Origin of the sequence: Nocardioides sp. (genome assembly GCF_051876515.1) — a bacterium.
GTDB lineage: Bacteria > Actinomycetota > Actinomycetes > Propionibacteriales > Nocardioidaceae > Nocardioides.
In genome coordinates, this window is the sequence record NZ_JBJEHY010000149.1 from 17,642 (window position 1) to 31,065 (window position 13,424).

Sequence of the window (13,424 nt, forward strand, 5' to 3'; positions counted from 1 at the left end):
GATCAGGACCGCGACGCGCCAGAGCCGGCGTCCAACTCGCAACTCAATGTGACAACTACTGTTCAGGTTCGTATGTGATCTGTGTCATATTCCTCTGGCGGCGGCAACTGGACTCGTGTCAACCTGCCGCAATCGACATGGTGACTGGCCGGTAACAAGGGAGGGTTCCCGGCCCCCGCCCCGCTTGGGGGGTCACCTCGGGCCGGAGGGAGACCGCCGATGTCGTCAGATTCACCGAGCACGGACAACCGAGGAACCACCAGGAGCGGCACCAGCGCGGCGTCCCACGAGGACCTGTGCCAGGTCGTCGTTGCCGACCCCTGCGCCGGAGCCAACCCCCGTCTGGTCGCGGCCGCCGCGCGCGCGGGCGCGTACGGCCTGCTCGACGTCGCCGACAGCGAGGCGCTCGCGCGTGCCCTGCCCGACCTCCGCCGCCGCCGGGTCGAGGCGTACTGGCTGCGGCCGGGTCGCGGCCTCACGCCCGCCCACCTGTCCCCCGCCCACCTGACCGGCACCGAGCCACCGCCCCCGGCCGACGGCCCCCAGGCCACCACCGTCGTGCTCACCGCCGACCGTACGGCCGAGGTCGCCGCCTGGCGCACCGTCGCCGGCACCGTCCTGGTCCAGGTCGTCTCCGCCGAGGAGGCACGCGCCGCGGTCGCCGCCGGGGCCGACGGCCTCCTGGCGTCGGGCCGCGAGGCCGGCGGACGGGTCGGCCCGACCGAGGCGAGCATCCTGCTGCAGCAGGTCGTCGGCCTGGGCGTCCCCGTCTGGGTACGCGGCGGCATCGGGCCGCACACGGCTGCCGCCGCGGTCGCCGGCGGAGCCGTCGGCGTGGTCGTCGACGTGCAGACCGGCCTGCTGCGCGAGTCGTCGCTGGCCCCCGAGGCCCGCCAGGCACTCGCCGGCATGGACGGCTCCCAGACCCGCGTGGTGGGCGGCCACCGCCTCTTCACCCGCCCCGACCTCCCCGTCGCCGCCCTGCCCGACGACACCCCCGCCGCTGACGTCGCCGCCCGACTCGGCGCGGACCTGCGCGCCGACCTCCTCCCCTGGGGCCAGGACGGCGCATCGGCCTCCCGCCTCGCCGCCGAGCACGTCACCGTCGGCGGTCTCGTGCAGGGGCTGCGCGCCGCGGTGCGCGACCACCTCCGTACGGCCGCGGAGATCCACCCGTTGGCGCCGGGCGCGGCCCTCGCGCAGGCGCACGGCACGACGTACCCGATCGCCCAGGGCCCGATGACGCGGGTCAGCGACACCGCGGGCTTCGCCGATGCGGTCGCGGGCGGCGGCGCGCTGCCGTTCCTCGCGCTCGCCCTGATGCCCGGGCACGAGGTACGCGCCCTGCTCGAGCAGACCCGCGACCTGCTCGGCGACAAGCCGTGGGGCGTGGGCGTGCTCGGCTTCGCCCCCGCCGAGCTCCTCGCCGAGCAGCTGGCCGTGGTCAGGGAGGTGGCCCCGGGCTTCGCGCTCGTCGCCGGCGGACGGCCCAGCCAGTCCGCGGACCTCGAGACCGACGGCATCACCAGCTACCTGCACGTCCCCTCGATCGGCCTGCTCGACCGCTTCCTCAAGGACGGCGCCCGCAAGTTCGTCTTCGAGGGCCGCGAGTGCGGCGGCCACGTGGGACCGCTGTCCTCCTTCGTCCTGTGGGAGGCGCAGCTCGCCCGGCTCGCGGAGGTCAAGGACGTCGAGAACCTGCACGTCCTGCTGGCAGGCGGCATCCACGACGCCCGCTCGGCGGCGATGGCCGCGGCGGCTCTCGCGCCGCTGGCCGCACGGGGCGCCAAGGTCGGCGTCCTCATGGGCACCGCGTACCTGTTCACCGCCGAGGCCGTCTCCGGCGGTGCGGTGGAGCAGACCTTCCAGGACGTCGCCGTGCAGTGCTCCACCACCTCGCTGGTGGAGACCGCGCCGGGGCACGCCACCCGGTGCGTGGAGACCGACTTCGTGCGCGCCTTCGAGCAGCGCAAGTCCGAGCTCGTCGACGCCGAGGTGCCCGCGCAGGAGCGCTGGGCCGAGCTGGAGCAGCTCAACCTGGGCCGGCTGCGGATCGCGTCCAAGGGCCTGGTCCGCGAGGAGCAGGGGCTGACCATGGTCGAGGTGGAGCGCCAGCTCGCCGAGGGCATGTACATGATCGGCGAGGTCGCCACCCTGCGGGACCGGGCGACCACGGTCGCCGACCTGCACGACGAGGTCTCCCGCGGCTCCGGCGAGTGGCTCGGGACCCCCGAGCGGGTGAGCGTCCGCGAGCGCGAGGTCGACCCGCTCGACGTCGCCGTCGTCGGTCTCGCCTCCCTGCTGCCGGGCTCGACCGACACCGAGGGGTTCTGGGCCGACGTGCTCGCGGCCCGTGACGCGGTCACCGAGGTGCCGGCGTCGCGCTGGAACACCGACCTCTACTACGACGCCGACGCGTACGACGGCAAGGCGGGCGTCAAGAGCCCCTCGAAGTGGGGCGGCTTCCTCGACCCCGTCGGCTTCGACCCCCTGGCGTACGGCATCCCGCCCGCTGCGCTGGCCGCCGTGGAGCCGGTGCAGCTGCTCAGCCTGGAGGTCGCGGCCCGTGCGCTGGCCGACGCCGGGTACGCCACCCGTGCCTTCGACCGGGCCCGCGCCTCGGTGGTCTTCGGTGCCGAGTCCGGCAACGACCTGTCGGGCATGTACGGGATCCGCGCGTGGCTGCCGCAGCTGTTCGACGGCGCCGTGCCCGCCGAGCTGGAGGGGTGGCTGCCCAAGCTCACCGAGGACTCGTTCCCCGGCGTCCTGGCCAACGTGATCGCGGGGCGCATCGCGAACCGGCTCGACCTCGGCGGGGTCAACTACACCGTCGACGCTGCGTGCGCCTCGTCGCTGGCGGCCCTCGACGCCGGCTGCAAGGAGCTGGTCGCGGGCACCTCGGACCTGGTCCTGGTCGGCGGCGCGGACCTGCACAACGGCCTCAACGACTACCTCATGTTCTCCTCCGTGCACGCCCTGTCGCCGAGCGGCCGCTGCCGCACCTTCGACGGGAACGCCGACGGCATCGCGCTCGGCGAGGGCATCGCCTGCGTGGTGCTCAAGCGCCGCGTGGACGCCGAGCGTGACGGCGACCGGATCTACGCGCTCATCGACGCCGTGGCCGGTTCCAGCGACGGCCGCCACCTGGGCCTGACCGCACCGCGCAAGGAGGGCCAGCAGCGGGCCGTCGTACGCGCCCTGGAGCAGTCGGGGCTCGCTGCCACCGACATCACCCTGGTCGAGGCGCACGGCACCGGCACGGTGGTCGGCGACAAGACCGAGATGGCGACCCTGACCGAGCTGTTCGCCGAGGCGGGCGCGGAGCCGGGTTCCGCGGTGCTCGGGTCGGTCAAGTCGCAGATCGGGCACACCAAGTGCTCCGCCGGTCTCGCCGGGCTGATCAAGGTCGTCAAGGCCGTGCACCACGGCGTCCTGCCGCCCACGATCAACCTCAACGACCCGAACCCGTACTACGACGCCACCACCAGCCCGTTCCGCTTCCTCGACGCGCCGCAGCCGTGGCCCGCCGAGCAGCGCCGCGCCGGGGTGAGCGCGTTCGGTTTCGGCGGCACCAACTTCCACGCCGTCGTCTCCTCGTACGACGCGGACGACCGGGCGCCGTTCGGTGCCGTGCAGTGGAGCAGCGAGCTGTTCTGCTTCCGCGGACGCACGCTGGACGAGGCCCGCAGCGCGGCCAGCGACCTGGCCGACAAGGTGGCCCAGGTCCTCGCGGTCGACCCGGCCGGCCAGCGGCACAGGCTGCGCGACCTCGCGGCGACGGTGGCGGCGACCGGCTCCGGCCCCGTACGCGTCGCCCTGGTCGCCGACTCGCTCGAGCACCTGGCCGTCCAGCTGTCCCGGGTCGCCGGCGGCACCGACGCACGCGAGGGCGTCTACGTGCAGGAGCCCGCCCAGGCGGTCGAGCCTGCCCCGGTGGTCGGGTTCCTGTACCCCGGCCAGGGCAGCCAGCGACCCGGGATGCTGTCGGAGCTGTTCGTGACGTTCGGCGGCCTGGACGACCTGCTGCGCGCCGGCGAGCGCTACCTGCCCGCGCTGTTCCCGCCGAAGGCGTTCACCCGCGAGGAGCGGGCCGCGCAGCAGGCAGCGATCACCGCCACCGACGTCGCCCAGCCGACACTGGGCCTGGCCTCGATGGCGATGACGCGGCTGCTGCGCCGGGCCGGTGTCGAGCCCGCTGCCGCCGGTGGCCACAGCTACGGCGAGCTCGCCGCCCTCGCGGCGGCCGGGGCGTACGACGAGGCCACGCTCATCGAGCTCAGCGCCGCCCGCGGCGAGTCCGTCCTGCAGGCGGTCGAGGCCAGCGGCGGCGACCCGGGCACGATGGCGGCCCTCGCCCTGCCGATCGACGAGGTGCGCGCGCTCGCCGCGGAGTTCCCGACGCTCGTGGTGGCCAACCACAACTCGCCCAAGCAGGTCGTGCTCGCCGGTCCGACGGCCGACGTACGGGCCGCGGTCCAGGCGTGGGGCGCCCGCGGTGTCCGGGCCACCCTGCTGCCGGTGGCGTGCGCGTTCCACAGCCCTCTGATCGCGACGGCCGGGCAGCGCCTGGCCGAGAGGATCGCCCCGCTCGACCTGCGGGCTCCGCGGATCCCCGTGTGGTCCAACGTGACCGCTGAGCCGTACCCCGTCGGCGACGACGCCGCCGTCGGACGCCTGCTGGTCGACCAGGTCACCGAGGGTGTCCGGTTCGTCGAGCAGGTCGAGTCGATGTACGCCGCCGGCGTGCGCGTCTTCGTCGAGGCCGGCCCCGGCCGCGTCCTCACCGGATCGGTCGGCAAGATCCTCGGCGACCGTCCCCACACCGCGATCGCCTGCGACGCCTCCGGCGAGTCCGGCCTGCGCCGGTTCCTGCTCGCGTTGGCCGAGCTGGCCGGCGCAGGCGTCGAGATCGACCCCTCGATGCTGTTCGAGGGACGCGCCCAGCGCCTCGACCTGGCCTCCCTGCCGGTGGCCACCCCCGGGTGGACCGTCGACGGCGCCCTGGTGCGCCGCGCCGACGGGACCGTCCTGCCCAACAGTCTCCAGCCGGCCGACACGTTGCCCGACCTCGCGCCGTCCAGCCTTCCCTCGACCTCGGGAGCCCCCATGAACCACCCCACCGACGACTGGTCCCAGGGCGGGTACGGCACCGATCCCGGCGCCGTCGTGCACGAGTACCTGCGGTCGGTGCGCCAGCTGGTCGCCGCCGAGCGTGACGTGATGCTGCGCTACCTCGGCGCGGAGCTGCCGGCGTCCGCGGCGTACGACCACGACGCGGCCCCGCTGGTGCAGCCCGTCCAGGCCGTGGTCGCGCGGGTCGAGCCGGTCACCCCGGTGGTCGAGCCTGTCGAGACCCCTGTGTCGACCAGCTCAACCAGCGGTCCGTCGCCGGTCGAGACCCGCCTCACCACGGCCGACCTGATGGCAGCGGTGCAGCAGGTCGTCGCCGACCGCACCGGCTACCCCGTCGACATGCTCGAGCCCGACCTCGACCTCGAGGCCGACCTCTCCATCGACTCCATCAAGCGACTCGAGATCGTCGGCGAGCTCGCCGACACCCTCGGGCTGGGCGACTCCCTCTCCGGAGGCGAACCCGACGAGGCCCTCGTCGAGGAGCTCGCCAAGCACAAGACCCTGCGCGCCGTCGTCGGATGGCTCGAGGAGAACCTCGTGCCGACGGGCACTGCTCCACCGGTCGAGCCTGTCGAGACCTCCGAGCCTGTCGGGACCTCCGCGCCTGCGGCGACCACGATGACCACCGACGAGCTCCTGGCCGCGGTGCAGCAGGTCGTCGCCGACCGCACCGGCTACCCCGTCGACATGCTCGAGCCCGACCTCGACCTCGAGGCCGACCTCTCCATCGACTCCATCAAGCGACTCGAGATCGTCGGCGAGCTCGCCGACACCCTCGGGCTGGGCGACTCCCTCTCCGGAGGCGAACCCGACGAGGCCCTCGTCGAGGAGCTCGCCAAGCACAAGACCCTGCGCGCCGTCGTCGGATGGCTCGAGGAGAACCTGGTGCCGACGGGCGATGCAGTGTCGACCAGCTCAACCACCAGCACCACGGTGGTTGAGCCTGTCGACACCCCGGTTTCGACAAGCTCAACCACCGGGGGACCCGACTCGACCCCCGACCTGGGCCGCGCCGCCCTGCGCGAGGTGATCGTCGAACCCCTCGGCCCGACCCTGCCGATCGGCGACCTCGCCGGCCAGCAGGCCGCCGTACTCATCGGGGACGACGCGCTCTCCGACGCGCTGGGCCACGCGCTCGCCGAGCGGGGCGCGTCCGTGACCCTGCTGACGGCGCTGGACGTCCGTGAGGACCACGACGGCCAGGCCGCCGCCCTGCTCGCGGACGTCGACGTGCTCGTCGACCTGTCCACGACGGCGGGCACCGGCGACGCGCGTTCGGTCTTCATGCACCTGCGCCCCGCCCTGCTGGGACGCGCCACGCGGGTGCTGACCGTGGGTCCGGCCGTGCACCCCGACGGCACCCCGACCGGCGTACCCGGCCTGCTCCGCTCGGCGGCCCGCGAGAAGACCGACAAGCTGGTCCGCTCCGTCGAGATCGAGGCCGGTGACCTCGCCGGCGACGTCACCGCGCTGGCGGCGATCGTGGTCGACGAGCTCCTCGACCACGAGGCACCGCTGTCGGTCTCGTGGGCCGGCGGGCAGCGCACCACCCGGATCACCGGCGAGCCGACCCCCGCCTCGGCCCCCGACTCGCTCCCCTTGGACGCGGAGTCGGTGGTGCTGCTGACCGGCGGGGCCCGCGGCATCACCGCACGGGTGGCCGCCGACATCGCGGCTGCGACGGGCTGCCGACTGGTCCTGGTGGGCCGCTCGGCGCTGCCGGGCGAGGAGGACCCGCGCCTGGCCGAGGCGGGCACCACCGCCGACCTGCGCCGGGCACTGCTGGCGATCGGCGAGCTGCGTACCCCCGCCGAGATCGAGGCGGCCTGCACCCGGATCGCGGCCGACCGCGAGATCCGGGGCACCCTCGCCGCCCTCGGTGAGCTGGCCGCGTCGGTGGAGTACGTCGCGGTCGACGTCCGGGCCGCCGAGTTCGGAGACGCCCTCGACGACGTGCGCCGCCGCTACGGGCGCCTCGACGTGGTCGTCCACGGCGCCGGTGTCCTCGACGACCGGTTCATCGCCGACAAGACCGACGCCGGGTTCGACGGCGTGTACGGCACCAAGGTTGACGGCGCCCGCACGATCCTGGCCCGCCAGGAGGGCACCCGCATGGTGGTGCTGTTCGGCTCCGTCAGCGGCGTGTTCGGCAACCGTGGACAGTCCGACTACTCCGCCGGCAACGACGCGCTCGACACCCTGGCCCGCACCCACGACGGCCGCCACGGCTGCCGCGTGATCGCGCTCGACTGGGGTCCGTGGGGCGGCGGCGGCATGGTCTCGGCCGACCTCGAGCGAGAGTACGCCCGCCGCGGCATCGGTCTGGTGGACCCCGCCGACGGAGCGGCCGCGCTGCTGACCGCCCTGAGCGGCTCGCTGGACGCCTCGCAGTTCGTCGTCATGACGGGTGACCCGGCGGCGTTCGCGCCCCCGGTGCGGCCAGGCGCCACGGGAGCCCTGACCCGGTGACCCTGCACACCTCGACCACCAGCGGCGCCGGCGCCCCCGCGGAGGGGGACGCCGTCGCCATCGTCGGCGTGGCCGGCGTCTTCCCGGGGGCCGCCACCGCGGACGCCCTGTGGCGCAACGTGGTGGCCGGGGTGGACGCGATCAGCGAGGTCCCGCCGGGTCGCTGGGACCCGCTCTTCTTCGACGCGGACGCCAAGGCAGCCGACCGGTTCTACTGCCGCCGCGGCGGCTTCGTCGACGACGTCGCGACCTTCGACCCGTTGGCGTTCGGGATCATGCCGGTCACCGCTGAGTCGTGCGAGCCCGACCAGCTGCTGGCCCTCGGCGCGGCCCGGGCGGCGCTGTCCGACGCGGGCGACGTCCACGAGCGGCTGGACCCGCGCAAGGTGTCGGTCGTGCTGGGTCGCGGCGGCTACGTCGGCGACGGCGTCGCGCGTCTGGACCAGCGGGTGCGTACGGCCAACCAGCTCGCCACCGTCCTCGCCCAGCTGCTGCCCGACCTCGGCGAGGACCGGATCCGGCGGGTGAAGGAGGAGTTCCAGGACGCCCTGGGACCCGAGCGTCCCGAGGGGTCGATCGGGCTGGTCCCCAACCTGGCCGCCTCCCGGATCGCGAACCGCTTCGACTTCCGCGGCCCCGCGTACACCGTCGACGCCGCCTGCGCGTCGTCGCTGATCGCGGTCGACCAGGGGGTCGCCCAGCTGCTGTCCGGCCAGGCCGACCTGGTGCTGGCCGGCGGGGTGCACCACTGCCACGACCTGACCCTGTGGAGCGTCTTCTCGCAGCTGCGGGCCCTGTCGCCCAGCGGCGGGATCCGCCCGTTCAGCGAGGCCGCCGACGGCATCCTCGTCGGCGAGGGCACCGGCATCCTGGCGCTGCGCCGCCTCTCCGACGCGCTGCGCGACGGCGACCGCGTGTACGCCGTCATCCGCGGCACCGGTGTGGCCAGCGACGGCCGCGCCTCGTCCCTGATGAGCCCGCAGGCCGACGGCCAGACCCTGGCCGTCGAGGCGGCGTGGCGGGCCAGCGGTCTCGACCCCGCCCACGTGGGCCTGGTCGAGGCGCACGGCACCGCGACCCCGCTGGGCGACCGTACGGAGCTCGAGACGCTGCGGGCCGTCTTCGGCGGCCCCGACTCCCGCCCCCGCGCCGGGCTGGGGTCGATCAAGTCGATGATCGGTCACGCCATGCCGGCCGCCGGTGCGGCCGGGCTGATCAAGACGGCGCTGGCGCTGCACCACCGCACCCTGCCCCCGACGCTGCACGTCGAGGAGCCGAACGCCGCCGTCGCCGACACCCGGTTCCGGCTCGTCACGGAGGCCGAGCCGTGGGAGTCCGACGGCGTACGGCTGGCCGGGGTCAACGCGTTCGGCTTCGGCGGGATCAACGCCCACGTGGTGCTCGGCGAGGCGCCGGGAGGCACCGTCGGTGCCGTCGACCCGGTCCTGGCGACCCCCCGGTCGGAGCCCGTCGCCCAGACCGTGACGGAACCGGTCGGGGACCCCGTCCTGCTGCTCGCCGGCCCCGACACCGCCGACCTGATCGCCCAGCTGGACCGGCTCCGCGAGGACGACCTGACCCCCGAGGCGCTGCGCGTACGCCCGGTGCCGACCGGCGGACCGGCTCGTCTGGCGATCGTGGCGCCGGACAGCCGCCGCCTCACCCTGGCCGCGAAGGTGCTGGCGCGCGGCACCGCGTTCCGGGGCCGCAACGACGTCTGGTTCGACCCGGTCGGCGTGCTCCGCGAGGGGCGGCTGGCGTTCCTGTACCCCGGCGTCGAGCCCGGCTTCAGCGCCGACGTCTCCGACGTGGCCGCCCACTTCGGGCTGGCCGCCACCGACCTGCCCGGCGGCGGGGGCAGCACCGTCGACGCCCCGTCGACCGACGAGCTGCAGGAGCAGGGGCGCGGCATCCTCGCCCTCGGGCGCCTGCTGACCTCCGCCCTGGACCGGCTCGCCGTACGCCCGGACGAGATCGCCGGGCACAGCCTCGGCGAGTGGACCGGCCAGGTGGTCTCCTCGATGGTGGCCGAGGACGCGGTGGAGGCTTTCCTCTCCGACCTGCGTCCCGGCGGGATCGAGGTCCCCGACGTGGTCTTCGTGGCGCTGGGTGCCGGGGCCGACATGGCGGAGCGGATCGTCGCCGACCTGCCCGACGCGCACGTGTCGCACGACAACTGCCCGCACCAGTCGGTGGTCTGCGCCCCCGAGGCGGACGCCGCGGTCATCCTCGACCGCGCCAAGCACCACCACGTGATGGCGCAGACGATGCCGTTCCGCTCCGGCTTCCACTCGCCGCTGTTCGCGCCGTTCGTGGAGCGGCTCTCCGAGCAGTTCTCGGCGATCGAGTTCTCCCCCGCCTCCCCGCGGCTGTGGTCGGCGACCTCGGCGGCCCCGTACCCGGACGACCCGGACGAGATCCGCGCCCTGTCGTCGCTGCACCTGGTGGAGAAGGTCCGGTTCCGCGAGCTGGTGGAGCGCCTGCACGACGAGGGCGTGCGCGGCTTCGTCCAGGTCGGCGTGGGCAGCCTGACCGGGTTCCTCGACGACACGCTGCGCGAGGCCGACGTGGTGTCGGTGCCGGCCCACACCGAGCGTCGTACGGGGATGGACCAGCTGCTGCGCGTCGCCGTGGCGCTCTGGTCGGCCGGCCGCGAGGTCGATCTCGACGCCCTCACGACCCCACCCGTCGGGACGGTGGTCGAGCCCGCCTCGGTGGTCGAGCCTGTCGAGACCGGGACGCCCCTGCGCCTCGGCTCCCCCCTCGTACGCGGACTTGCGCCGTTGGACCTGCCCACGCGCCCGGCGGTCGAGCCCTCCCGGGTCGAGCCCGTCGAGACCGGGCGCCCGGCGGTCGAGCCCGTCGAGACCGCCACCGTGTGGCACGACGCCTTCAAGGCGACCCTCGACGAGGCCACCGCCGCCGCGGCCGACGTGCTGGAGGCCGCCAAGGACCCGAAGCCGATCACCCTCGCGCCGGGCGTGCGGCGGTTCGTACGACGGCCCGCGGGCCCGGGGGTTTCGACAGGGTCAACCACCGAGGCGAGCTCAACCACCGGGGCGAGCTCAACCGCCGAGGGGTCGCGGGAGACCGTGCGCCACCTCAGCGTCGCGGAGCAGCCGTACTGGGCCGACCACGCCTTCTACCCGCAGCGCGCGGGCTGGGACGTGCTGGAGGACCGGTTCCCGCTGGTGCCGCTGACCGGCCTCATCGAGATGATGGCCGAGGAGGCCGAGGCGTTGGTGCCCGGCACCCGGACCGTGGCGATCGAGAACGTGCGGGCGTTCAAGTGGCTGGCCGTGGAGCCGGCCGTCGACGCCCGGTTCCGCGCGAGCGTCGACGTCGAGGCGACCGCCGCGCGCACCGACGGCGTGACGGTCGTACGGACCTCCATCGAGGGCCACGCCCGCGCGGTCGTCCTGCTGGGCCCCGCCTACCCGACGCCGCCGATGGCCGACCGGCGCACCCTCACCGGCCGCCTCGACCCGCCGCCGCTGGAGCGCGTGTACGCCGACTGCCACCTGTTCCACGGCCCCGAGTACCAGGGCCTGCGCAGCCTCGACCACTTCGCCGACGACGGCGCCTCGGGCGAGCTGGAGAGCCAGTCCGCGCCGGGCGCCCTGCTCGACAACGCCGGGCAGCTGTTCGGGCTGTGGGTGGCCACGCGCGTCGACCGCGACCGGCTGGTGCTGCCGACGTCGGTGGAGCGGTTCGAGTTCTTCGGACCGCACCCCGAGCCGGGCGAGAGCGTCGACTGCGTCGTGCACTGCACCGAGCTCGCCGAGCAGCACGTGCGCGCCGACCTCGAGCTGGTCGTCGACGGGCAGGTGTGGTGCCGCATCACCGGCTGGGAGGACCGCCGCTTCCAGAGCGACGACCGGCTCTTCGCCCTGCTGCGCGGCCCCTCGGACCACCTGCTGGCCGAGGCGCAGCCCGGCGGCTGGCACCTGGTCCGCGAGGGGTGGCCCGACTCCGCCTCGCGCGAGGTCGTGATGCGGCGCTTCCTCGGGCAGGCCGAGCGCCCCGGGCACTGGGCCCTCAACCCCCGCGCCCAGCGCGCCCACCTGCTGGGAAGGATCGCCGCCAAGGACGCCGTGCGCGACCTGCTGGCCGGCGGGGGCACGCCCGACTGCTTCCCCGCAGAGCTCGTCGTCGCCAACGCCGACTCCGGCCAGCCGTACGTCACCTCGCCCGTGACCGACCGCCTCGCCGGGCGCGACGTGCGCCTGTCGATCGCGCACAGCGGCGGCGTCGGGGTCGCGTACGCCGCCGAGGGTCGCGACACCGGGATCGACGTCGAGCGCGTCGCCGAGCGCTCGGAGACGTTCGAGGCGACCTCGCTCGGCACCGACGAGCGGGCCCTGCTCGCGCAGGTGCTCGCCGGCTCCACCGACCCTGCCCGGCGCGACCTCGAGCTGACCCGCTGGTGGGCCGCGAAGGAGGCCGTCGCGAAGGCGAACGGCACCGGGCTCGGCTTCCGCCCCAAGGACATCGCCGTCACGCAGGTCGACGGCGAGAGGTTGTACGTCGCGGGCCGCTGGGTCGCCACCACGGTGGTGTCCGGTCCCGGTCGTACGAGCACGCCGACCTCAACCCTGACCGCACCTGAAGGCCCCGGCGGCACCGCCGGGGTCCCGCCCCACTCACCAGAGGAGTACGTCGTTGCCTGGACAGAGCACGCACCCCAGCCCCGCTGAGACCACGGCGGTCCCGACCCCCGAGCAGGTGCTCACCGACCTCGAACGGATCCTCGTGGAGGTCGTCGGCGACGACCTGCTGCTCGACGAGCCAATGAGCATGGACACCTCGTTCAACGACGACCTGCAGCTGGAGAGCATCGAGTTCGTCGCACTCGCCGAGATGCTGCTGGCCGAGTACGGCGAGCGGGTCGACTTCGTCAGCTGGATGGCCGGCATGGAGCTCGACCAGGTGGTCGCGCTGACCGCCGGGCAGGTCGTCGACTTCGTGGTGTCGTCCCTGCAGGAGGACTGAGCGGTGCCGTACATCGAGTCGAACGGCCTGAAGTTCCACGTCCAGGTGCTCGGCGGCGGCGACTCCGACTCGCCGGTCAAGCGGCCCAAGGCGGTCATGCTGCACGGCCTGGTGATCGACAACCTGTCGAGCTGGTTCTACACACTCGCGCACCCGATGGCCAAGCAGTGCGACATGCACCTGGTCGACATGCGCGGCCACGGCCGTACGGAGATCCCCGACTCGGGCTACAGCGTCGACGACAACGTCGACGACCTGCTCGGGCTGCTGGACGCGTGGGGCATCGACGAGCCGATCCACTTCTTCGGCAACTCGTTCGGCTGCGTGGTCGGGCTGGCGCTGGCGAAGCGGCACCCGGAGAAGGTGGCCAGCCTGTTCCTCATCGAGGCGCACTTCTCGGTGCCCGGGTGGGGCGAGCAGATGGCGGGCACGCTGGCGCTGGCGGCGTTCGGTCTCGACGAGGTGGCCGTCCGCGCGTACCTCGAGAACGAGGCCGACCGGAAGACGTCCCGTCTGGCCAAGCGCACCGAGAAGCTCTTCTTCGGCACCACGCTGATCGACGACCTCAAGGTGGAGCGGCCGATCGACTGGCTGGAGGAGATCACCTGCCCGGTGTTCGCGATCTACGGCTCCGAGTCCGACATCCTCGACCGCGCCCGCGAGCTGGAGGCCAAGCTGCCCGACTGCACCCTGGAGATCGTCCCGGACGCCTCGCACTCGCTGCTCATCGAGAACTCCGCGCTGATCAAGGCGCGGGCGTACGCGTGGATGCGCCGGGTCGCGGGGGTCGAGTTCGAGGACGCCGCCGAGGTGGAGGCCGCCGGCGCCAA

The 13,424-nt window shown here is 74.1% G+C and carries 4 protein-coding genes; all 4 read left to right on the forward strand.

All coding sequences use genetic code 11. The annotated features are described in order from the left end of the window. Positions 1-219: 219 nt before the first annotated feature. Complete coding sequence (locus tag ACI379_RS11370) at positions 220-7,602, forward strand: SDR family NAD(P)-dependent oxidoreductase (protein ID WP_439792204.1); 7,383 nt, start codon at positions 220-222, stop codon at positions 7,600-7,602. Next, on the forward strand, positions 7,599-12,299 hold the full coding sequence (locus ACI379_RS11375) for a beta-ketoacyl synthase N-terminal-like domain-containing protein (protein ID WP_439792205.1): 4,701 nt from the start codon (positions 7,599-7,601) through the stop codon (positions 12,297-12,299). The genes ACI379_RS11370 and ACI379_RS11375 overlap by 4 nt, the downstream gene beginning before the upstream one ends. Next, complete coding sequence (locus tag ACI379_RS11380; RefSeq protein WP_439792206.1) at positions 12,265-12,594, forward strand: hypothetical protein; 330 nt, start codon at positions 12,265-12,267, stop codon at positions 12,592-12,594. The genes ACI379_RS11375 and ACI379_RS11380 overlap by 35 nt, the downstream gene beginning before the upstream one ends. Before the next feature lie 3 nt (positions 12,595-12,597). Continuing rightward, positions 12,598-13,424: alpha/beta fold hydrolase (locus tag ACI379_RS11385; RefSeq protein ID WP_439792207.1), on the forward strand; the 827-nt coding region annotated here is incomplete at its 3' end.

Coding starts and splice junctions, on each gene's coding strand:
- ACI379_RS11370 (WP_439792204.1), top strand. CDS start 220: ATGTCGTCAGATTCACCGAGCACGGACAACCGAGGAACCACCAGGAGC.